Here is a 22,725-nt window from a genome sequence, read left to right as displayed (position 1 = left end):
CCTGCCGCCTTAGCCGTAGCCAAAGCAGCAAGTCCGCCGTTGGGTTAAGAGAAGGTAACGGGGTAGCTCAGCCCACAAACGGAGCTTTAAACGCCGGGGCCGCGCGCTTCTTAGAGGCTTGCTCATAAGCATACGCCAGGGTTAGCAGGGGGCCTTCCTGGTAGGCACCACCTACAAACGATAAGCCTACCGGCAACCCATGCACCTGGCCCATAGGCACGGTAATGTGGGGGTAGCCCGCCATAGCGGCCGGCGACGAGAAGCCCGGACCGCCGCCCGAGTCGCCGTTAATCAAATCAATGCAGCGGGCCGGGGCGTTGGTAATGGCTACCAGCCCGTCGAGCTTTTGCTCACGCAGTACCGTGTCGATGGCGGTGCGGGCGCCTTGGTGCGACTTGCGCAAGGCTGCTTGGTACTTGGCGCTTTGGAGGCCCTCTAGCTTATCGGAAGCTTCCAGGATTTCCTGCTGGAAGAAGGGCATGGCCTTGGCCTTGTTTTCGGTGTTGAAGCGAATCACGTCGGTGAGGGTTTTCACGCCTGCCCCGGCCGTAGCCAGGTACTTATTTACGCCATCCTTGAACTCGTACAGGAGCACGTCGTACTCGGCCTCGCCGAGCGGGTCAGTCTGCTTTTCTACTTCTACTTCCACTACTGTAGCACCTTGAGCTTTCAGCAGTTCCACGGCCTGCTTGAGCAGCGGAATGGCATCGGAGGCACCCGAAAGGTGGCCTTTCTCTACGCCCAGCCGTTTGCCTTTCAGGCCGTTGGCATCCAGGAAGGTGGTGTAGTCGGCCTGAATTTTACCGGTGCTTTCCTTGGTCACGGCGTCGGCAGCATCTTCCCCAGCCAGGGCCCCGAGCAGAATAGCCGCGTCGCGGACGGTGCGGGTCATGGGCCCAGCTGTGTCCTGGGTGGCAGATATGGGAATGATGCCGGTGCGGCTCCACAAGCCCACCGTCGGCTTGAACCCAACCAGCCCGCTGCACGAGGAAGGCGACACAATGGAACCATCGGTTTCGGTGCCAATAGCTACGGCGCAGAGGTTGGCTGCCGCCGCCGCGCCCGAGCCGGCACTGGAGCCGCTGGGTGTGCGGTCGAGGATGTACGGGTTTTTGGTTTGGCCGCCCCGGCTGCTCCAGCCACTGGTCGAGCGCGTGGAGCGGAAGTTGGCCCACTCGCTCAGGTTGGTTTTGCCGAGCACAACGGCTCCGGCTTCGCGCAGCTTCTTCACGATAAAGGCATCCTGAGCGGCTTTGTGGCCGGCCAGGGCCAGAGAGCCGGCCGTGGTCTGCTGCTTATCCGCCGTGTCGATGTTGTCTTTAATCAGGACCGGAATGCCGTGCAGGGGGCCGCGCAGCTTGCCGTCTTTGCGCTCTTTGTCGAGGGCATCGGCAATGCTGAGCGCATCGGGGTTGGTTTCGATGACCGAATTGAGACGGGGGCCGGCCTTATCAATCTGCTCGATGCGCTGCAGGTACAGCTCCGTGATGCGGCGCGAAGTCAGCTGGCCGCTTTTCATTTTTTCCTGCAAGTCGGCTACGGTGGCTTCGTGCAGCTCGAAGCTGGTATCCGGGCCGCCCTCAGCAGAGGCATCTGCGGCTTGGTTTGCGCTGTTGGTGGGGGTAGTAGAGCAGGCTCCGAGGGAGAAAGTAGATAGGGCAAGGCCGGCCAGGGAGCCGTTGCGCAGAAAGATTCGGCGGTTCATGAAAGGTCAGGTTTAAGCCTTCAAGATAGAAGGGAATCCGACGCGTGGTATACGCTGCCCTAGCCCAGCCATAAATTAAAATCAGCCGAGTAAAGACGCTACAGCTTATACACTGAGCGTTTCCTGTTTTCTTGCAATGGAATTATGTTACTACATAGATTGTGGTACGATAAGCAGGGCTGCCAAGGTACCTGGCTTTGCTACACGAACTCTCTACCAATACCGGACTATCACTAGCCCTTTGGAGCCACTGAGCAGGTCGTATTTCAGACTGGCATAGCTTCCCTTGCGATTTTTTAAGTTTAGTACAGTATGCAGCAGATCATTATTGATCAACCAGCCCTGGCCATTAGTTATGACTATACCTATCAGTGGCTGTACGTGAATTGGCGCGGCCCCCACAACCAGGAATCTACGCGAGCAGGGTGCGCAATTATTTTGGAAGCACTCAGTCAGTGGCCCACGGCAAAAATCCTCAACGACAATACCAATATCACCCGCGCCTCCTTGCAACTCACGGAGTGGGGCGTAGCCTGGCTTCGGGATATGTACGCTGCCGGCCTTCGCTACCTGGCCTGGGTATACGCCGCGGACTTTGATGGCCGGCAGGCATCAGAACAGCTGGTTCGCCTGATGACGCACCCGACGGTTGTATCATTCGATGATATAGAGTCGGCCCAGGCATGGCTGATTCAGCAAAAATCCACACACTAACTACCTGTCTGTCAGCTTATTTTTAGATCCACAATTCTACACATCCTTGGGGCAACCGCTACCGTATGCCTCGCTACACGCTTCCTTCTCCTCCGCGCCATGCGTATTGCTTTCTTCGCTTTGCTACCTCGTCGGGTAGCCCCGGCGCTGCTGCTAGCCGTGCTAGCTACGGCCTGCTCCAACGACGATGCTACGGACTCCTCCCCCGCCGCGCCCACCCGGGTAACGTTCACGCAGGCCGGGCTTTACCCCGAAGGGGTGGAGTATGATGGCACCGGGCAACGTTTTCTTGTGAGCTCCCAGACCCGCGGCGCCGTGGGCCAAGTGAAAGATGACGGCACGTACACCGTGTTTGCCGACGACCCGGCGCTGGTGTCTACTATTGGCCTGCGCATCGATGAAAACCGCCGCCAGCTGTTAGTGGCCGTTTCAGACCCCGGTTATAATGCGTCGCGCACCAGCCTTCCCACCCAACGTAAGACGGCTGGGCTGGCCATCTTTAACCTGAACAGCGGGCAGCGCGTGGCCTATCTTGACTTAGGCGCCCTCAGGCCGGGACAAAACCATTTCGCCAACGATATTGCCGTGGACGCGCAGAATAATATCTACGTCACGGACAGTTTTTCGCCGGTTATCTATAAAGTTGACACGCAGGGCCGGACGTCGGTTTTTCTGGAGGATGCCCAACTGGGGGCACCCGCCGGGGCCTTCGGCCTTAATGGCATAGCCTACCACCCCGAAGGCTACTTGCTGGTAGCCAAGTCTAATGAGGGGGCGTTGTTTAAGGTGCCCGTAAACAATCCGACGGCTTTTACCAAAGTAGCAACCAGCCAGAGCTTGGTGGGCGCCGATGGCCTGCTGCTGCAGGACAATACCACCTTGCAGGTCGTAACCAACGCCCAGGCCAAGGTGTATCGCCTCACCTCCACCGACGCCTGGGGCTCGGCCACCGTATCGGGCACGTTTACTACCCCACCACAGTACCCTACTACCCTGGCCCGCCGCGCCGGGGCCGACAGCTACGTGCTGTACTCTAACCTGAATGCTCTGCAAGCCAACCAGAGTCCACCTGTTTCGCAGTTTAGCATTACGCGCGTCACCTTCTGATTTACTGGAGCTGACGTACTGCTCGCTACCCAGTGCACACAGCAGCCTGTTGGCAGAAATTTCTGTGTAGCGTTGCGGAGGGGTGCGGCTACTCGGCTTCGCTGAGTTTTTTAGCCAGAGCAGCAGGTACCCCGGCGCTATTAAGCAGGCCACTGACAATGCCCTGCCGCCACAGCGAAAACACGGAGTACCGCCGCTCCCGCGTAGAAGTCATGCTACCGGGCTGCAGGGGCTGGCCGGGTTTGCGGGGGTTATGGTCGCGGATGAAGACGCCATTGACGACGGATGTTTGCAGCCGGTGAAACAGGCCGGGCCGCTCCTGCTGGTTGAGCAGTTGCAGCTTCAGGTTGGCGTAGCGGCCCCACATCCTACCCCGCGCCCCGGCCTGGTCGAGCTGCATCTGAAACCGAATGCTATGTACCTCGCCGCTGCGGATGCCGATACCTCGGGTAGGCACCAGCATGGGGTTCAGAATAGAGAGGGAAGCCGGCCCAAAGGCCCCGACGAGCGTGTGACGCCCGGTTGCATCCAGCAGGTTAGCCCGCAGCTGTAGCCGTACCCCGCACTGGTTTTGCAGCCAGCCAGTAGCCTCGCCAGTTAAGGGGGTAGCCGCACTCATACGGCGCGGGTGGTTGGTGAGGTTGCGCAGCCTCACCTGGAGGCGGTCAATGGTCATCAGCCCCGGCTCTGGTTCGCGCGGGGAGCGGTAACTTAGGTGCACGGTGCCTTCCTGCAACCGCACCCGTGCTATCTGAAAGCGAAACGGCAGGCGCCCCAGCGCTTCGGGAGTAACCGTAGAAACCCGGGGGTTACTAGTAAAACGACCGTCGCTGCGGGTGCTTACTTGTGGGCGAAGTATGAGTAAATCGTGGGCTTGCAGTTCCTGCCGGTTGGCAGCGGCCCGAAAATCGAGGCCCGTTAGGCGCACCTCCGGCAGCCGGGCCGTGATGTGTGCCGCCTGGTGGCCTTTAGCCCGCGCCAGGGCCTCAACACGGAGCGTAGGCACCAGGAGCACCTGCCGAAACTGGGCCTTTCCGGTCTGGCTGTCGGCTTGCAGGCTTTGCCAGGAAAGGTGGTAGTACGGTGCATCGAGCGTAGCGGTAGCCCGGCCCGTTTGCAGCCGCCACGCCTGGGCGTAGAATATGTTTTGGGCTGCACGAAGGGGTAGTACCTGCACCTGCGTAGCCGCCACGGTCACGTTCGAAAAAGCGGGCTCTACCTCCAGACCCGCTACCCGCAACTGCCCTTCTGCTACGGCTAGATGCTGCAAGCGGCATTCGGCCAGGTAAGGACGCAGCACTTCGGCCAGGGCGGGTGGTGGCTGACTAGGTAGCGTAAGAGCCAGGCGGGGCCGGCTCACCCGCAAGGTATCGGCGCGAAACCGGCCCCGGCTTAGCCGGGCTGCATCAAGCCCCGCCAGCTCTAATCGGGGCACGGCCAGGCTCACACGCATAGCTTGGCTGCGGACGTTGCTGATGGGTTGCTGCGGGCGGAGCAGCACCGAATCAAGTTGGAGCCGCCGGCTGCCCGATGAAAACGCGGCGCCCACTACCTTCACTGTGTGTCCTGGCACCTGTAGGGCGGCTCCCCTGATTTGCATTGCTACCCCGGCCGCGTACCCGATACGAGCAGAGTCGGCCGCGCCAGCCGCACTTATCCAGACATCTTGCAATACCAGCGCTGTCTGGCCCAGCTGGAGGCTAGGCTGCGGGCCAGGGCCATAGGTTGCGCGGGCGTGCCGCAGGGCCATGCTCCCTACCCGCACCCCTTCCAGAGGGAGCTGCTTGTGTAGGGGCTGGGGAGTAGCCGGGCGCGGCAGCGCTGCCAGGTGCACCCTCAGCGAATCCAGCGTAATACTATCGACAGGCACTTCCTGGCGGCGGAGCAAGGCTAGCAGCCCGATACCATTTACCTGCACCCGCCCCAGGGTTAGGCGCAGGTGGGGTAGCGTGGCCGTGTCGGAGGAGGTAGCGGGCAGGGTGCTCAGTTGCAGGCCACGGAGGGTAAGCCCGCGCCGCCACAGATGGGTGCGCAGCTCGGTAATGTGCAGGTGGTAGCGGCCGTGGCTGCTGGTAGCTACCTGTTGCTCCAACGTTCGGCGCAGCCAAGGGTCCAGGAAAAACGTAAGCCCTACCCCCAGCAGTCCGCCCAACAGCACCAGCAGCAGTAACAGCCCCCGCCCCCACCGCCGGGGCGGCGCCGGGGGTGTTGTAACATCAGGCAAATACGTATCAGAAACCGGCACAGCTCGCTTACGGCTAACTCCTGGCCTAAGGTTCGGCAGGGCCGCGAGCTGGACCGTAGTTATTCTGGCAGAATGTGCGTAAATGCGGCATTTCAGGCGCTTTTGCTTGTCGTATGTGGCGGGCCTTGTATTTTGCTGCCGCTACCCTTCCTCACGGGCCTACGCCAGCCGGCAGCCGGTAGCACGTCGTAATTCATTTCCGTGCGGCAGCGCGGCCCAACCAATCCGCAGTGCTTTCAGTTAAAGAACCAATGCTTGCCATCACTTCTCTTCTGAACCCGCAAAATGCGGAGCGGATTAACCGGCTCATCAAGAGTCTGGAGGCCGAGTTTGGCCTCGACGACGTGCAGGCCACGCCCGATCCGCACATTACCTACCAGTTGGCTGGGGTGCGCAAGCTCTCCGCCCTGAAACAGGTACTCCGCGACGTGGCCCGCCACACTCAGCCGTTTGCCGCCTTCACTACCGGCCTGGGCGTATTTCCGGGACCCAACCCGGTTATTTACATTCCGGTGCTGCGCTCAGATGTGCTCAATAATTTGCACCAGCGCATTCTGCGCGCCACGGCGCCGCTGTGTTTGCGCACCGACAAGTTCAGCGGGCCCGACTGCTGGCTTCCCCATATTTCGCTGGCCCTTCATGATACTACCCCCGAGTTGCTGGGGCCCGTCATGCAGTACCTTAATCAGCACACCTTCAACCTGAAACTCGGCATTAACAACATTGCCATTCTGCGTCAGGAAGGCGAGCAGTTTGTACCGGAAAAGATTTTCACCTTCGACGGCTACAAGCACGAGCCGGCGCCGACACTGTTCGAGACGGAGGCATAGCGGGGTAGCCGGGCCCCTACCCCGCTGAGGTTTCTGAACCCTTCGGAACCAGCAGGGCGGGCTTGCAATTCCCGGCCGGGCTCCGACCTTTACGGCTTCCAACTCACCTTTTTTTCTTGTATGAATACCTACTCTGTAGTTCTCGCCTTGCACTCCTGGACGCGCTGGCTGGTGCTAATTTTTGGGCTGATTGCGGTGTTCCGCGCTTTCACGGGCCGCCAAGGCCGCCCCTGGACCGGCGCCGACAATGGCATGGGAGCCGCCTTTGTGGGCTCCATGCACCTGCAGCTGCTGCTGGGCCTTATCCTGTATTTTGCCCTGAGCCCTTACGGAGTAAAGGCGTTTGAAACCCAGGGAGGAGCGGTTATGAAAGACGCCGGCAGCCGCTTTTTCGCCGTAGAGCACCTGGTAGGAATGGTTCTGGCCGTAGTAGCCGCCCAAATCGGCCGCACGCTCTCCAAGAAAGCTGCCGACCCCATCGTGAAGCACAAAAAGGCCTTCACCTGGTTTCTGATTGCCTTGCTGATTGTACTGGTAATGATTCCGTGGGGCATCTGGAACCCGGACCGCCCCGAGTTCCGCCTGCAGTTCTAGCCCGATTTAACTAACCACAAAACGCCTCCCGAACTCAGGTCCGGGAGGCGTTTTGCTTGTGTGCTCTACGGGAAAGTTGCTTAGAAGAACATGCCGCCCGAGGCTTCCAGGCGCTGGGCATTTACCCAGCGCCCTTCTTCGGAGCACAGGAAGGCTACTACCCCACCAATGTCCTCGGGCTGGCCTACCCGGCCCAGGGCCGTTTGTGAGGCGATGAACTGATGCAAGTGCTCATCGTCGCGCACCCGGCCGCCGCCAAAATCGGTGGCAATGGCGCCGGGCGCTACCACGTTGGCCGCAATGCCGCGGGCTCCTAGCTCCTTGGCCTGGTAGCGGGTCAGCACCTCAATGGCGCCCTTCATGCTGGCGTAAGCCGAGGAGCCGGGCAGGGAGAAGCGCGCCAGCCCCGAGGAGATGTTGATGATGCGCCCGCCATCGGCCAGCAGCGGCAAGGCTTTCTGCGTGAGAAAGAAAGGTCCTTTTAAGTGCACCGCTACCATCTCATCAAACTGCTCCTCGGCGGTATCCGCGAAGGGGGCGTAGAGGGCCACGCCGGCGTTGTTGACGAGGAAGTGGAACTGCTCGGCCTGGAAGGTATCGTGCAGGGTAGAGCGCACCTGCTCAAAGAAGGCACCGAAGCTTTTGCTGTCGGCTACATCCAGTTGCAGCGCGGCGGCTTGCCGGCCCAGGCCCTGGATTTCGGCTACCACGGCATCGGCTTCGTCCTTTTTGCTGTGGTAGGTAAACAGTACGTCGGTGCCTTTGCGGGCCAGGCTCAGGGCCATGTCTCGGCCGAGGCCGCGGCTGCCGCCGGTAATCAGGGCTATTTTGTTGCTGCTCATACGTTTCGGGGTTGAAGTGAACACTGCAAAGGTGCACCCCCTCCGGCCCGGAAGTATGGTGAGTAGTTCAGTTTAAATGGTGACAGTTTCCGAACCTAGGGCCGCCCGCTGCTCAGCCCACACCTGCTCGCGGTACTGCTTGGGCGTGCATCCCTGGAAGCGCTTAAAGAACTTGGTAAAGTTAGAGGGGTCATAGGTGAGGCCAGTGGCAATATCGGCCACGGACCGGCGCGGGTCGTGGAGCTGCTCGCGGGCAATCTCCAGGATGCGCGCCTCAAAATAGTAGCACGGCGAGTGCCCAGTGGCCAGCTTTATGGTATTGCTTAGGTGGGTGGGGTGAATGTGCAGTTGAGCGGCCAGGTCCCGGACTTCCAGCATTTCCGTGGCGCGGCCCGTCACAATATCGTCAAGGTGCTGATCGATGGCCCGCAGGAAATCGGCGGTTATTTCGTGCTGGCGGGCCAGAATTTTCTTGGGAATAGAAGTTGTTGTTGGCATAGAAGAGACAGAAGTCGAGGAAAAGTAGAAAAGCGCGGGCGAAGCGGCCGGAGCCACAAAGCCCCTACCCTTCCCGAAGACGCAAAGGCCATGCATTTCCTTTACGCCTGGGCTTAATCAGCCGTTTTACGGGCTGTGCCTATGGACAGGCAAAGTATAGCATTATCCCCATCGTTTGAATTACGTAACTTCGGAGCATGGCAAAGCTGCAGACGCTCGAAGACTTTTACCAGCAGAAAATCCACTGGCTGCCCGATAACCTGCAGCAGGACATCGGCCACTTCAACGTGTTCCGGCTGGATGACTACGTGGGACCCAGCGCCTGCCACCTGCCCTACAGCCGCAAGGATTTCTATAAAATTACGCTGGTAACGGGCCGCAGCAACTACCACTACGCCGACAAAACCATCGAAATCCGGGGCAACGCGCTGCTGTTTGCCAACCCCATGGTGCCCTACGACTGGGAGCCGCTCGACGACCAGCAAACCGGGTACTTCTGCATTTTCACCGAAGCATTTCTGCAGCGCCACCTAGCCAACAGCCTTGAATTACCTATGTTCCGGCCCGGCGGGCAGCCCCTGTACTCCCTCACCGATGAGCAGCTAGCACCGGTAAAGCAGCTGTTTGAGAAGATGTTCACGGAAATACGCTCTGATTACGCCTTTAAGTATGATTTGCTGCGTAACTACGTGTTTGAGCTGGTGCACACGGCCCTGAAGCTGCAGCCGGCCACTACCCTCTACCGGGAAGCCAATGCCGCCACGCGCATAGCCTCCTTGTTCACGGAGCTGCTGGAGCGCCAGTTTCCCATTGAAACGCCCGGGCAGCAGGTGCGCCTGCGCAATGCCAACGCTTTTGCCGGACACCTGGCCGTGCACGTCAACCACCTGAACCGAGCCCTGAAGGAAGTAACCGGCAAAACCACCACCGAGCTGATTGCCGAGCGCCTGCTGCAGGAAGCCCACGCCCTGCTCCGGCATACGGCCTGGAACGTGTCGGAAATCAGCTACTGCCTGGGCTTCGAGGAGCCGGCCCACTTCAACAACTTTTTCCGGAAGCGGGCAGGCACTACCCCTACCGCCGTGCGCACTGTTTGATTTTCGCAAGCATCTGTTTGATTGCGGCAAGCGCCTGGGCCGGCCGCTGCTCTAGTTTTGCACTGTACCAACAGAGCATACCATGAGCAACCCTACTACTTGGTTTGTCACGGGGGCCTCGCAAGGGCTGGGGCTGGCGCTGGCGAAACAGTTGCTGGCCACCGGCCACCGCGTAGCCGCTACTTCCCGCCGAGGTTCTAGCCTTACCCAGGCCATCGGCCCGGCTTCCGCCCAGTTCCTACCCCTCGAAACCGACTTAACCTCCGAGGCCAGCGTGCAGCAGGCCGTAGCGCACACCATTGCCACCTTTGGCCACCTGGAGGTGGTAGTGAACAACGCGGGCTACGGCATTGGCGGCAGCCCGGAAGAGCTGACGGACGCGGAAACCCGCCAGGCCTTCGACGTGAATGTGTTCGGCACCCTGAACGTGATTCGGCAGACCATGCCGCATTTGCGGGCGGCGCAGCGCGGGCACATCATCAATATTTCCTCTATTGCCGGTATGGCGGGGGCTACGGGCTGGGCCGTGTATGCGGCTACCAAAGCCGCGGTGCAGGGCCTCTCGGAAGTGCTGGCGCAGGATGTGGCCCCGTTCGGGATTAAGGTGACGGTAGTAGCGCCGGGGGCCTTCCGCACCAACTTTCTTACGCCCGAGTCGCTGGTGCTGGCCCGGCAGCCCATTGCTGCTTACCAGCAGGTGCGCGCCTCCCACGAGAAGTACCTGCAACTAAACGGGGCCCAGGCCGGCGACCCGGACAAAGCCGCGGCCGCCATCATCGGCCTCGCCGCCGAACCCAACCCGCCCGTGCACCTGCTGTTGGGCCAGGATGCCTACCAGCGCGCGACGCAGAAGCTGGCCGAGTTGCAGCAGGAATTCCAGGCCTGGCACCCCCTGACGGTTTCAACGGACTTCACGGGCTAGTCTGGCTATGTTACCATTTCGTTTCCGAGTACGGTAAAAGGCAGCGTGGTGCGTCTGCCTAAGTAGTTGTCCACCTTTTACCCCCTGTTCTTATGCTTTACTTATTCGGAAGCCTGGCATTACACGATTCTCTTTCCTACCACGAAACGCAATATGAACATGACAACCAAGAATATATGGTTTGTAACCGGCGCCTCGAAGGGCCTCGGCCTGACCCTGGTACACCACCTGCTGGCCCGCGGCTATGCAGTAGCAGCCACCTCCCGCAACCTGAGCGAGCTGAAACAGGCCGTGCAGCCTGAAGACCCTACCCGCTTCCTGGCCCTGCACATGGACCTCGGCAGCGAACCAAGCGTGCAGGCGGCCATCAACACCACCATCAGCACCTTTGGCCGGCTCGACGTGGTAGTCAACAACGCGGGCTACGGCCAGCTGGGCGCCCTCGAAGAACTCACCGATGCGGAAGCGCGCCGCAACTTCGATGTGAATGTGTTTGGGCTGCTGAACGTGTTGCGCTACGCTACCCCACATCTGCGCCAGCAGGGCTCGGGGCGCGTGTTCAATATTTCCTCCGTAGGGGGCTTTACCGGCAACTTCCCGGGCTGGGGCGTGTACTGCGCCACCAAGTTTGCGGTGGCCGGCCTCACCGAATCGTACGCCGCCGAGATAAAAAATTTTGGCCTACAGGCCAGCGTGGTGTACCCCGGGTATTTCCGCACCAACTTCCTCACGGCCGGTTCCCTGGGCACGCCCCAGCAGCCCCTGGCCGCTTACCAGTCGGTGCGGGACTCGCAGGCCGCGCACGAGCAGCAAATCAACGGCCACCAGCCCGGCGACCCGGAAAAAGCCGCTGCTACCCTTCTGCAGCTCAGCGAAGCCGAACAGCAGCCCCTGCACCTATTCCTGGGCGAAGACGCCTACCACATGGCTGAACAGAAAATAGCCACGGTGCAGCAAGACCTTCAGCAGTGGCAGCACCTAGCTACGGCTACCAGCCTGGCAGAAGCCTAACAACCCTTTCTGCCAAGCAAGTAAAAAGGCCCGCGGCATAGCTGCGGGCCTTTTTTGTTCGTATTCTAAAGATTTACTGCCTTTTTTGTGAAATGATACCGTAGTCGCTCGGCACGGCCGTCCTGGTTTTACCGCTCTATGGTGCTTTGATGCTTCTGGTTCAAAGCATTAGCTGCTCTCCTACTACTCTCACCAGATTTTCTCTGCTTTTGCGCACAGCTGTTCTCTTCGGTCTGCTTTTTCTGATTTCCACGCTTGCCTTCAGCCAGAGCAAGTACCGGCGGGCACTAGCCAAGCCGGGCGACGGAGTGAACACGCTGCTCTACCGCAACGGCCTGAATCCGAGCCAGCATCTGCGCCAGTTTCAGCAGCTCAACCGGGCCAACCTTACCAAGCGCAACGGCCTTATCATCGGGCGCACGTACTTACTACCCCACCGGACTACTCCGAAAACAACCGCCGGCAAAACCGCTAGCCGCACCAAAACTGTGGCAGCTACCCGCGCCGCTACCTCGCACGGTATCAGCACTACCCCCATGCTGCCCTCCAAGCTCTTTGGGCCGGCTTACGGTGCGGTGCCAGTACGCGACCGGGCTTTGCGCGGGGCCGTGTATTACCTCTCGCCCGGCCACGCCGGCCCCGACCCCGGCGCCATTGGCCAGTATGGCACCTATAAACTGGCCGAGGACGAGTATGCTTACGACGTGACCATCCGGCTGGCTCGGGTGCTGATGGAGCACGGCGCCACGGTGTACATGATGGTGCAGGATCCCAACGACGGTATCCGCGACGAGAGCGTGCTGAAGATGGACTACGACGAGCTGACCTACCCCCAGCAGCGCATTCCGCTGAGTCAGCTGGGCCGCCTGCGCCAGCGCATGACCCAGGTAAACAAGCTCTATGCCCGCCACAAAGGCGCCTACCAGCGCCTGCTGAGCCTGCACGTAGACAGCCGCAGCGCTGGCCAGAACATTGACGTGTTCTTCTACCACCACCAGAACAGCCAAGCCGGTCTGCGACTGGCCAAGAATATCCACAAAGTATTCACCGCCCGCTACAAGCGCGCCCAACCTACCCGCCCTTACAAAGGCAACGTATCGGTGCGCAGCAGCCTCTACGAGGTGCGCACCAGCCACGCCCCGGCCGTATTCATGGAGTTGGGCAACATCCGCAACAGCAAAGACCAGCGCCGCTTCGTAGTGGCCGATAACCGCCAGGCCCTGGCCAACTGGATTTACGAGGGCCTGCTGGCCGATTACACGGGTCGTTAAATTAGGTAACTGGTGATGGAGTAAACAGTGACAGGTAATAGTGATGTAATAAATTCACCCTATCACCAATTACGGGTTCATGAGCAGGAAGAGCAGGTTATGATACAGAATGCCCTGCTCGCCGTCGTGGATACCGTCGAGGCCAGCGTCTTCCATCAGGGCTTCTACTTCTTCATAGTCCGTTAAAAAGTCTACTTCCGGTTCCTCTTCACCTGGCACCTCAGTATGCACCAGGTAGCGGCGCTTAGGCTCCAGCGTAATAAAGAGCTTACGGTAGCGTGTTTGGGCAATGAGCAGCGCCTCGTAGGAAATGATGGTCTCCTCATCGGTGTGCAGATAAATAACCGTTTTCTCGCTTACGGGCGTGTGGTGCAGGAAGCTGGCAAGGTCGAGGGGCATAACGGAGGAAGCTGATGAGGAACGCACGAAGGTACGGCTTGCAACGCTGTCAGAGCTGCCTCCTGGTTCGCAAGAAAGCGACCTTCACAAATCCAACCTTTCTCCCACCCTACCCCTTCCATCACGACGGACTATCACGGCCACGCCAGCATCAGCGGGCAGCGCCTCCACCCAAAAGCCAGGCCGAGGACCCCGCCACCATAACCCATTCTGACATCCCCCCGCCGACCGGCTCGAAATGGACATCATCCCCGAATGATCCACAATACTTGGGAGCTAGACTGCAGGCACGGGCACAAATGCCCCCCGGATAAAGCAATCAGAGTTTACAAAGCTGGCTTGCTTAGTGGATGCTCGCCGCAAGAAACATAGATGGTATAATCAGTAAAACTCATGGTGCTGGAAAAGGAATAGCAAGTAAAAGCCCGCCGCTGAGGCCTCAGCGGCGGGCTTTTACTTGCTATTCCTGCAATAAATTCCTTTATTTCAACTACATCCACTACCCCCTATATGAAGTCAGTTGCTACCTCAACTATAACCATTGACCCCGCACTGGCGCACTCGGTGCATGGCGTGGCGGCCCACGCATCGGAGCACGCTCCGGCGGCCTGTTTGAACTGCGGCACCCTGGTGGCAGACCGGTTCTGTGGTCATTGCGGGCAGGACGCCCACCATACTCACCGTCTCACCCTGCGCTTTCTGCTGCTGCACGATTTGCCCCACTCGATCTGGCACATTGATAAGGGTATTGGCTACACGTTCCGGCAGATGATAACGCGACCAGGCGCTACCCTGCACGCGTACATGGCCGGCCGCCGGGCCCAGCATTTCCGGCCTATTTCCTACCTGCTCCTGATTTGCGCCGTGTGCATGCTGCTGCTCTCGGCGGTGGGCATGAACCCCATGTCGGCCAGCCAGCAGGCCGACATGCCGCAATTGGTGCAGTTGACTATGGAGCGCTACCTGCAGCTCTACACCAAGTACCCCACCCTGATCTACATTGTTCTGCTGCCCGGCAACGCACTACTGGCGACGTGGCTGCTACGCCCGGCGCGGTTCAATTTCGCCGAGATGCTGCTAGGCCAGGCATTCGTATCGGGTACCACTACTGTTATTTCCACAGTGGTGATGCTTCCAATGATGCTGTTAACCCCGTATTTTCCGGTTCTGCAGCACTATATGGTACTCGGCATGCTGCCGTATATGGTCTATACCGCGTGGGTGTACCGCCAATTGCTCGAACCAACCCGTATGCCCGTGGAAGACAAATGGGTGCGCAGCATCGGCACCGTGGTCCTACAAACGCTGTTGCTGTTTGCCAGCATTGCAGTGGTGTACGTGGCCATCATTTTTTCACTTGTCCGTCAAGACCCTACCTTGCTCAAAGAACTTCAACAGAAAAAGGCCCCTAGCTCTGCCGCCAGGCACGCCCCGGCGCCCCAGCCCACTAGGTAGTTCATAAGCTTGATCTACCCAGTGGTGCAGTGCTGTTCCTTTGCTAAGCGTTTTTACAAAAAAGCCCGCCGCTGAATCCAGCGGCGGGCTTTTTACTTACTGGTTTGGCAGCAATTACTGGCCTAGCACCATGGCAAACACCAGCGGGGCTACAATGGTAGCGTCCGACTCGATGATGAACTTGGGCGTGTCCTGGCCCAGCTTGCCCCAGGTGATTTTCTCGTTGGGCACGGCGCCGGAATAGGAACCATACGAAGTGGTGGAGTCCGAAATCTGGGCGAAGTAGCCCCACAGCGGCACGCCATGACGGCCCAGGTCCTGGTGCAGCATGGGCACTACGCAGATCGGGAAGTCGCCGGCAATGCCGCCGCCAATCTGGAAGAAACCAACGGTGCTTTCGTCCGTGGCCTGCTGGGTGTACCACTCGGCCAGGTACATCATGTACTGAATGCCGGTCTTCATGGTGTGCACGTTCTTGATGTCACCCGAAATAACGTGGCCAGCGTAGATGTTGCCCAGGGTAGAATCTTCCCAACCGGGGCACACGATGGGTAGGTTTTTCTCGGCCGCGGCCAGCATCCAGGAGTCCTTGGGGTCAATCTGGTAGTACTGCTCCAGCTCGCCCGACTTCAGGATCTGGTAGAAGAACTCGTGCGGGAAGTAGGCTTCGCCCGCCTGGTCGGCCTGCTCCCAGAATTTGAGCACCGTATGCTCAATGCGGCGCATGGCTTCTTCCTCCGGAATGCAGGTATCGGTCACGCGGTTCATGTGGCGCTTGAGTAGGGCGTGCTCGTCGGCAGGCGTCAGGTCGCGGTAGTTGGGCACCCGCTCGTAGAAGTCGTGGGCGACCAGGTTGAAGATATCCTCTTCCAGGTTGGCACCCGTGCAGCTGATGATTTGCACCTTGTCCTGGCGGATGAGCTCGGCCAGCTGGATGCCCATTTCGGCGGTGCTCATGGCGCCGGCCAGGGTAATCATCATCTTCCCACCTTCCGCCAGGTGCTTGTTGTAGCCTTCGGCGGCATCAATCAGGGCAGCGGCGTTGAAGTGGCGGTAGTGGTGCTTGAGGAAGTTCGTTACGTTCATCGAATCGAAGATCAGAAGGTAGTGGGGTTCGGTGTTCTATCAAAAAAAGGCTGGGAATCGTTCAATACGGCAGGGCTATATCAAAGATTCTGAATAAGGTACCATTGCGCCTGGGTTGCTCACAAAAGCTACCCTAGCTAGGCTGCTCAATCATCAGGTTATGATTGGTGTAGATGCAGATGTCGGCGGCAATGTGCAGGGCGTCCTCTACCATCTGGCGAGCCGTGAGGTGGGGGGCGTGCTTTTTCAGAGCCAGGGCCGCAGCTTGGGCAAACATGGCGCCCGAGCCAATGGCAGCCACGTCGGAGTCGGGTTCCAGTACGTCGCCGGTGCCGGCAATGATGAGCAGTTCGTCGCGGTCGGCTACCACCATCATGGCTTCCAGCTTGCGCAGGTACTGGTCTTTGCGCCACTCTTTGGCCAGCTCAATGGCGGCGCGGCGCAGCTGGCCGTTGTAGCTGCCCAGCTTCTCCTCAAACTTATCGAGGAGCATGAAGGCATCGGCGGTGGAACCGGCAAAGCCCGTTACTACTTTGCCGTCGTGGAGCTTGCGCACCTTGCGCACGTTGCTCTTGGCTACGTGCTTATCCATAGTGGCCTGGCCGTCGGCGCCGAGGGCAATTTCGCCGTTGTGGCGCACCCCGAGGACGGTAGTGGAGCGGATTTTCATATCAAGGGATGAATCGTCAGGTGGTACGGCCGCTCTGCCGGTATCAGAGAAAACACCGGTCATCCTGACGAAGGAAGGACCTCTACCGCCGGCAACCCAAGTTACCTTCAGCAGAGGTCCTTCCTTCGTCAGGATGACAGATAGTAGCAGCTGACACCTACTCAGAAACGGGCCTGCAATTTAGCAAAGTAAAACCGGCCGTTCGAACCCATCTGCACTGGGTCCCAGGCACCGCCGGTTTCCGTGCGCTGGGGGTCGAACAGCGTGGGGTAGCGGTTGAACAGGTTGGAGCTGCCCACAATGAACTGCAACTGATTGGTTAGCGCGTAGTTCAGGGTGAGGTCGGTGGTAATGCGCGGGTCGTACTCCATTAGGGCACCGTCCCAGTCGATGAGCGTAATCTTATCGAAGCGCACAAAGCGCACCAACGCCCCGAAGCGCCCTACCTGGTAGTCGAAGGTGAGGTTGATTTTGGAGGGCGGGGCTGAGGCTTTCACGAAGGCTTGCTCTCGGGGCCCAAAAAATTCTTCCTCTCTACCCGTCAGGCGGCCCGAAGTCTGTACCCGGTCAATCCGCAGTTGGTTGAAGTTGGCAGCCAGCGTGGAGTTCAGCCGACCTGCCCCCAGCGTAGCCGTGTGGCTTACTACCACATCCAGGCCCAGAGAGCGGGTGTCGGCGGCATTAGCGAAGAACTGCGCCTGGTCTACGTTCAGGGCCTGCAAATCGGGGCCGATGGTGGGGTCGTCGGCCGAGAACTGGCTGGTGAGCACCACCCGGTCCTTTACTTTGATGTAGTAGCCATCCAGCGTCAAACTCAGCGAGGAGCCAATGCGGCTGGTGAGCCCAATGTTGGCATTCTGGGAGGTTTCCTGCTTCAGGCTGGGCACGCCCAGCTTCTGGGTTACGGCGCTGTTGTTGCGGGCCAGCAGCACTTCTACCGGCTCACCGTTGATAAAGTTGGTGAAGGTAGAATTGAAGTTTACCTGGGCCAGGGAAGGCGCCCGAAACCCGGTGCTGTAGGTGCCACGCAGCGTCAGAAACTCCGTGAGGTTGAAGCGGGTAGCCACCTTATAGTTGAGGGTGCTGCCGAAGTCGGAGTAGTGTTCGTAGCGCAGGGCCCCGGCCAGCAGCCAGCGTTGGGTTACGCTCAGCTCGGCATCGGCGTAGGCCGCCACGTTGTCGCGCTGGGCCTTGATGGCGTCGGTGGGCTGGAACCCAGGGAAACCCTGAGAGCCGCTGGCCGCCCCGGATTGGGGGTCGTAGTTGGCGTAGGAAGCTTCTTCACCGGCAAACAGCGAGTACCATTCCCGGCGCCACTCGGCCCCGGCGGCCACGTTCAACCCCTGCAGTACGGTTTTGTAATTGCGCGTCAGGCCCAGGTTTACTACGTTCTGCTGGAGCTGAAACCCTCCCGCGTAAAACGAGGTAGGTGAGCTGGCGCCCAACGAGGAATTGAGCGTGTTCTTGACCCCGTACTCAAAGCGGTTGGAGCCGAAATTATTGCTCAAATCCAGCTCCCACTCGCCCAGGGGCGTGCGCAGACCCGCCACCGCCGAAGCATCCCAAATGTCGCTGCTGATGATGGGGTCGAAGCCGTTGGGGTAAATAGCCGGTACGTTCCGGTCGTCGTCGGCGAAGCGCGTCCAGGCGTAGGCGTCGCCCTTGCGCTTGTTGCCGCCCCCGAATACGTAGAAGTACGACCGGTCGCTGAGCGCAAACCGGGAGTTGAGGTAACCCGAGAGGTTGCGGATTTCCGGGTCGCCGTACTCGCGGCGGGCCAGCCCATCGGCATTGGGCACGTTGGCCCGCTGGGTATGCTCGCGCAGGTTGTAGTCGACGGTGGCATTCACAAAGCTACCCCCCTCCCCCAGCCCGATGCCGTAGTTAAGATTGGCGTTGAAGTTGCCGCCATCAAAATTCTCGTCATCGAAGCGGTATTTGGCGTCGTAGGCCCCGTAGTTGACGTTGGCGGTTAGCTCCTTCACCGAGCTTTTCAGCACAATATTGATAACGCCGGCAATGGCATCGGAGCCGTATTGGGCCGAAGCACCGTCGCGCAGAATCTCAATCCGCTCGATGCTGGCGGCCGGTATCACGTTCAGGTCGGTGCCGGTGTTGCCGCGGCCGCGGGTGCCAAACAGGTTCACCAGGGCCGACTGGTGCTGGCGCTTGCCGTTTACCAGTACCAGGGTTTGGTCGGGGCCGAGGCCGCGCAGGGTGGCGGGGTCTACGTGGTCGGCGCCGTCGGAGCCGGTTTGGCGGTTGGAGTTGAACGAGGGTGCCACGAACTGCAACAGCTGATTCACATCGAGCTGGCCGGTTTTAGTGGTTACTTCCCGCAAATCAATGATATCCACGGGTGAGGGAGAATCCGTAACGGAGCGGTTCTGGCTGCGGGAGCCTACTACCTGCACCTCGCCCAGGCCGGTAGAGGCATCGGCCAAGGTTACGCTTACCTCCCCGCCGCTGGCTGCTACTTCCTGGGATGCATAGCCAATGGAGCTTACCAGGAGCCGGGGGGTAGCGGTGCGAGCTTTCAGGGTGAAGCGGCCGTCGTTGCCAGTAGCGGTGCCGTTGTTAGTCCCCTTTTCTACCACTGTAGCCCCAATAACAGGCTTACCTGCACTATCCACTATCCGGCCGCTCAGCGTTTGTCCTTGCGCAAAGGCGCTGGCGCTTGCTACGCACAGCGTTGCTACCAGTAAATTCTGCTTCATACCCTTACTCGATTGAAAGATTCACAATCGGGTGCCGCCGGCGTGGCTCCCACCGCCGGTAAGTATAGGGCATTTGCAATAAAGTTGTGCTGTTGGTTTGCCCACTAAGCCATTGGGGGCTTAAAAATCAAGGGCAACTGACACTCTATAGACCTTTCATTTGCTCATCAGGGTGGCAGCAATGGGTAGGCCTGAGCATTTTTTAGTGAGTTTCCTGAATCTTGCCTTAGAAACAGAAGGCTATCTAAACAGCCGCCTACCCCTTACTTTTCCACGAACCGCTTGAAGCGGGCAGCCTCCCAGCCCAATAAGGCCTGCTTTCGCGCGCTACCCCAGCGGTATCCTCCTGGCCCGCCGTGCTGCTGAATAACGCGGTGGCAGGGTATCAGGTAGCCGATTCCGTTGGCTCCTATAGCGCCGCCTACGGCCTGGCTGGCACCCGGCTGCCCAATGGCCGTTGCCAGGTGGCGGTACGACACCACGGCCCCGGCCGGAATCCGCAGCAGTGCTTCCCACACCTTAATCTGAAAGTTGGTTCCTTTCAGCAAGAGGGGTAGTGGCTTCACAACTCCAAGGCTGGCGGAACCGAATAGCTGCTCCACTATTGTTGCCGTTTCGGTTTCGTTGGGTTGCAGGACAGCACCGGGCCAGGTAGCCTGCAGCTGGCTTAGAGCCGCTGCCCGCTCCGACGAAGGCTGAAACGTCAGGCCGCAGATGCCCCGGTCGGTGAGGCTAAGCAGGCATTCCCCGAAGGGCGTGGGGTGAAAGCCGTAGCGAATCAGCAGGCCGGCAGCCTGAGTTCGGTACTCGGCTGGGGTCATGGCCTCGTAGGTCACGAATAAATCGTGCAGGCGGCTGGTACCCGACAGGCCCGCTTGGTACGTAGCCGCCAGCACATTCCCCGATTCTCGCAGCACTTGCTTGGCGTATTCCTTGGTCAGGAACCGCAGGAACCGCTGCGGACTGGTACCGGCCCAGCGCGTAAACAGACGGGTAAAATGAAACGGACTCAGGTGCACATGAGCCGCAATATCGTCCAGGGAAGGCTGCTCCGTGAAGTGCGTGGCAATGTATTCGATGGCCTGCTCCACGCGGGCATAATCCAGCTCAGCTTGCGAAGGTTGCATAACGAGGAAGGGGTAGTACTGCCTCAAAAGTATCAGCCCGTTGGCCCCGGTTCAATCCGAATCTTGCGCAGTTTGCGAATATGGCAGAAACCGCAGCAACAGTCCTGCTACGCGGACGCGAAGCATTTTCACTGCTTAAAATTAGACGTTCACTGGCCTCAGGTTTAAACCGTGGGGTATGGAGCGGTTGCTAGTACTACCCCCTTGATTAGCCAGAAGTAGAGATGCTTCGACTTCGCTCAGAGCATGACACATTCTTATAGCAAAGTCCGCGTAGTACTCTCTCGTTGCAGCTACCGACTGCTACCCCTTTGGCAACAAAAAAGCCGGCCCTAGTGGGCCGGCTTCTCTGGTCTTATGCTGCTCGCACTGATCAGATGAGCATGCGCATGGGGTCTTCCAGCAAGCTCTTCAGTGTCTGGAGGAAGGCGGCGCCGGTGGCACCGTCTACTACCCGGTGGTCGCAGCTCAACGTCACTTTCATCACGTTGCCGATGGCCAGCTGACCGTCTTTTACGACAGCCGTTTGCTTGATGCCACCCACGGCCAGGATGCAGGCATCCGGGGGGTTGATGATGGCGGTGAACTCTTCAATGCCGAACATGCCCAGGTTGGAGATGGTGAAGGTGCTACCCTCCCACTCGCTGGGCTGCAGCTTCTTGCTCTTGGCTTTGCCGGCCAGCTCTTTCACCTCGGTAGCAATAGCCGAGAGGCCTTTGCCGTCGGCGTTGCGCACTACCGGCACCAGCAATCCTTCGTCCACGGCCACAGCCACGCCAATGTTCACCACCTTGTTCTGGCGGATTTTGTCGCCGAGCCAGGAGGAGTTGATGGCGGGGTGCTGCTTCAGGGCCACGGCCGATGCCTTGATAACCATGTCGTTGAACGACAGCTTCACCGGCGACAGGGCGTTGAGCTGGGTGCGAACTTCCATGGCGCGGTCCATCAGGATTTCCATCGTCAGATAGAAATGCGGAGCCGTGAACAGGCTCTCGGACAGACGGCGAGCAATTACCTTGCGCATCTGCGACACCGGCGTATCGGTGTAGGTGCCTTCGGCAGCGGCTGGCGCTGCAGGGGTAGCCACCGGAGCCGGAGCGGCTTTGGGCTGCTCGGGGAGGGCGGCCTGAATGTACTCCGACTGCGTGTTGGCCGCCTGGGCGGGCTGGGAAGGAGCGGCAGCAGGTTGCGCGGCCGGAGCAGTAGCAGCCGAGGGTTGGGCTTTTTCCAGGTCGCGGGAAACGATGCGGCCGTTTTCACCCGAGCCTTTGATGGTACTCAGGTCAATGCCTTTGTCTTTGGCAATGCTTTTGGCCAGGGGCGAAGCGAAGATGCGGCCGCCGTTCTGGGCCGGAGCTTCCTCGGCAGCCGGAGCCGGAGCCGACGAAGTAGCGGGGGCCGGAGCAGCTTCCGCAGCCGCCGGAGCGGGTGAGGCGCTACCGCCCGACTGGCCGCCAAGCAGGGCCTGTACATCAGCGCCCTCTTCCCCGATGATGGCCAGAATGCCGTCTACCGGAATAGCTTCGCCTTCTTTCGGGCCTACGTAGAGCAGGGTGCCGTCTTCGTAGTTATCCAGCTCCATGGTTGCCTTATCGGTTTCCACTTCGGCCAGAATGTCGCCGGATTTTACTTTGTCGCCTACTTTCTTGAGCCAGGCAGCGATGGTGCCTTCCGTCATCGTGTCGCTCATTTTGGGCATCCGGATGATGGTGGCTTTCTTGCCGTTGCCAGCCGGAGCGGCTGCGGGTGCAGGAGCCGGGGCCGGAGTAGTAGCCGGAGCGGGTGCGGGGGTAGGCGCGGGGGCCGGAGCTGGCGCAGCTTCCGCTTTGGGAGCTTCGGCCACAGGAGCCGGAGCCGCTCCGCCACCATTCAACAGCGCGGAAATATCTTCGCCTTCCTTGCCAACAATGGCTAACAGACCGTCTACGGGTACGGCTTCACCTTCCTTCGGGCCGATATGGAGTAGGGTGCCGTCCTCGTAGTTTTCGAGTTCCATCGTGGCCTTGTCGGTTTCAACTTCGGCCAGGATATCCCCGGATTTCACTTTGTCGCCTACTTTTTTGAGCCACGAAGCAATGACCCCTTCGGTCATCGTGTCGCTCATTTTGGGCATTTTTATGAGTTCGGCCATCTGCGTCTTCGTTGGGTTGAGTGGGGCCAAAATTAGCCCGAATTTTTGGGGGTGCAAACTAAAGCCGTTCTTCTATGAAGAGGCCTAGAACAGCGAATTTTCGCCTTTGCTCTTCGGCTCGCAGAACGCTACGCCTTCTACGGTCGAAACATCCGACTAAACTTACCCGGCCTGCTTATACGCCACCCCCAACGGCCCTAGGAAGGCACAGGGTGGGGTTGACTAGGTACTACTACGGTTGGTTATGCCAAACGAGGCAAATCGTTTACGGCGGGGGCACGGCTACTTGCCTGCACAGCTTTTC

19 protein-coding genes are annotated in these 22,725 nt (G+C 59.5%); 9 read left to right on the top strand and 10 right to left on the bottom strand.

Annotated elements, in window-relative coordinates; genetic code table 11:
- Positions 1-67: 67 nt before the first annotated feature.
- Complete coding sequence (locus K3G63_RS00650; RefSeq protein WP_220612173.1) at positions 68-1,705, bottom strand: amidase; 1,638 nt, start codon at positions 1,703-1,705, stop codon at positions 68-70.
- Between the two features lie 312 nt (positions 1,706-2,017).
- On the opposite strand from K3G63_RS00650, the gene K3G63_RS00645 reads away from it, so the two are divergent.
- Positions 2,018-2,419 (top strand): hypothetical protein, encoded by a 402-nt coding sequence (locus K3G63_RS00645; RefSeq protein WP_220612172.1) that lies wholly within the window; start codon positions 2,018-2,020, stop codon positions 2,417-2,419.
- A gap of 99 nt (positions 2,420-2,518) precedes the next feature.
- Positions 2,519-3,526, top strand: a complete 1,008-nt coding sequence (locus K3G63_RS00640) for a gluconolaconase (protein WP_220612171.1) — start codon at positions 2,519-2,521, stop codon at positions 3,524-3,526.
- A gap of 88 nt (positions 3,527-3,614) precedes the next feature.
- Here K3G63_RS00640 and K3G63_RS00635 read toward each other — a convergent pair whose 3' ends face one another.
- Positions 3,615-5,750, bottom strand: coding sequence for a DUF748 domain-containing protein (locus K3G63_RS00635; protein WP_220612170.1), 2,136 nt, complete (start codon positions 5,748-5,750; stop codon positions 3,615-3,617).
- Positions 5,751-6,022: 272 nt separating this feature from the next.
- On the opposite strand from K3G63_RS00635, the gene K3G63_RS00630 reads away from it, so the two are divergent.
- On the top strand, positions 6,023-6,601 hold the full coding sequence (locus K3G63_RS00630) for a 2'-5' RNA ligase family protein (protein ID WP_220612169.1): 579 nt from the start codon (positions 6,023-6,025) through the stop codon (positions 6,599-6,601).
- 120 nt (positions 6,602-6,721) lie between these two features.
- On the top strand, positions 6,722-7,195 hold the full coding sequence (locus tag K3G63_RS00625; RefSeq protein ID WP_220612168.1) for a hypothetical protein: 474 nt from the start codon (positions 6,722-6,724) through the stop codon (positions 7,193-7,195).
- 80 nt (positions 7,196-7,275) lie between these two features.
- Here the strand turns inward: K3G63_RS00625 and K3G63_RS00620 are convergent, their stop codons facing one another.
- Positions 7,276-8,037 (bottom strand): SDR family oxidoreductase, encoded by a 762-nt coding sequence (locus tag K3G63_RS00620; protein ID WP_220612167.1) that lies wholly within the window; start codon positions 8,035-8,037, stop codon positions 7,276-7,278.
- Between the two features lie 72 nt (positions 8,038-8,109).
- Positions 8,110-8,535, bottom strand: a complete 426-nt coding sequence (locus K3G63_RS00615; RefSeq protein WP_220612166.1) for an AraC family transcriptional regulator — start codon at positions 8,533-8,535, stop codon at positions 8,110-8,112.
- A gap of 197 nt (positions 8,536-8,732) precedes the next feature.
- Here K3G63_RS00615 and K3G63_RS00610 point away from each other — a divergent pair, with 197 nt between their 5' ends.
- The 4 genes from K3G63_RS00610 (at position 8,733) to K3G63_RS00595 (ending at position 12,836) form a co-directional block, all read left to right on the top strand.
- Positions 8,733-9,632: an AraC family transcriptional regulator gene (locus tag K3G63_RS00610; RefSeq protein WP_220612165.1), complete on the top strand. Its 900-nt coding sequence runs from the start codon at positions 8,733-8,735 to the stop codon at positions 9,630-9,632.
- Between the two features lie 82 nt (positions 9,633-9,714).
- The gene (locus K3G63_RS00605) at positions 9,715-10,554 is read left to right on the top strand and encodes an oxidoreductase (protein ID WP_220612164.1); all 840 of its coding nucleotides are present in this window, start codon (positions 9,715-9,717) and stop codon (positions 10,552-10,554) included.
- Positions 10,555-10,707: 153 nt separating this feature from the next.
- Complete coding sequence (locus K3G63_RS00600; protein WP_310794545.1) at positions 10,708-11,565, top strand: SDR family NAD(P)-dependent oxidoreductase; 858 nt, start codon at positions 10,708-10,710, stop codon at positions 11,563-11,565.
- A 209-nt stretch (positions 11,566-11,774) separates the two neighbouring features.
- Positions 11,775-12,836, top strand: a complete 1,062-nt coding sequence (locus K3G63_RS00595; protein ID WP_259404223.1) for an N-acetylmuramoyl-L-alanine amidase — start codon at positions 11,775-11,777, stop codon at positions 12,834-12,836.
- A gap of 69 nt (positions 12,837-12,905) precedes the next feature.
- On the opposite strand, the gene K3G63_RS00590 is transcribed toward K3G63_RS00595, so the two are convergent.
- A complete protein-coding gene (locus K3G63_RS00590; RefSeq protein WP_220612162.1) occupies positions 12,906-13,235 on the bottom strand; it encodes a hypothetical protein in 330 nt (109 codons plus the stop codon).
- A 510-nt stretch (positions 13,236-13,745) separates the two neighbouring features.
- Here K3G63_RS00590 and K3G63_RS00585 point away from each other — a divergent pair.
- Positions 13,746-14,690 carry a DUF3667 domain-containing protein gene (locus tag K3G63_RS00585; protein WP_220612161.1) on the top strand — a complete coding sequence of 315 codons (945 nt, stop codon included), beginning with the start codon at positions 13,746-13,748 and terminating at the stop codon, positions 14,688-14,690.
- Between the two features lie 114 nt (positions 14,691-14,804).
- Here the strand turns inward: K3G63_RS00585 and K3G63_RS00580 are convergent, their stop codons facing one another.
- The 5 genes from K3G63_RS00580 to K3G63_RS00560 all read right to left on the bottom strand — a co-directional run bounded on the left by K3G63_RS00580 (position 14,805) and on the right by K3G63_RS00560 (position 22,421).
- Positions 14,805-15,776: a deoxyhypusine synthase family protein gene (locus K3G63_RS00580; RefSeq protein ID WP_220612160.1), complete on the bottom strand. Its 972-nt coding sequence runs from the start codon at positions 15,774-15,776 to the stop codon at positions 14,805-14,807.
- 133 nt (positions 15,777-15,909) lie between these two features.
- Positions 15,910-16,446 (bottom strand): ATP-dependent protease subunit HslV, encoded by a 537-nt coding sequence (gene hslV / locus K3G63_RS00575; RefSeq protein WP_220612159.1) that lies wholly within the window; start codon positions 16,444-16,446, stop codon positions 15,910-15,912.
- Positions 16,447-16,607: 161 nt separating this feature from the next.
- Complete coding sequence (locus K3G63_RS00570) at positions 16,608-19,163, bottom strand: TonB-dependent receptor (RefSeq protein WP_220612158.1); 2,556 nt, start codon at positions 19,161-19,163, stop codon at positions 16,608-16,610.
- A 263-nt stretch (positions 19,164-19,426) separates the two neighbouring features.
- Positions 19,427-20,290: a methylated-DNA--[protein]-cysteine S-methyltransferase gene (locus K3G63_RS00565; protein WP_220612157.1), complete on the bottom strand. Its 864-nt coding sequence runs from the start codon at positions 20,288-20,290 to the stop codon at positions 19,427-19,429.
- A gap of 373 nt (positions 20,291-20,663) precedes the next feature.
- The gene (locus K3G63_RS00560; RefSeq protein ID WP_220612156.1) at positions 20,664-22,421 is read right to left on the bottom strand and encodes a pyruvate dehydrogenase complex dihydrolipoamide acetyltransferase; all 1,758 of its coding nucleotides are present in this window, start codon (positions 22,419-22,421) and stop codon (positions 20,664-20,666) included.
- Positions 22,422-22,725 lie beyond the last annotated feature (304 nt).

The organism is Hymenobacter sp. HSC-4F20, assembly GCF_019599275.1.
In the GTDB taxonomy this organism is placed as follows: Bacteria; Bacteroidota; Bacteroidia; order Cytophagales; family Hymenobacteraceae; genus Hymenobacter.
This window is presented reverse-complemented; position numbering and strand designations above follow the sequence as displayed.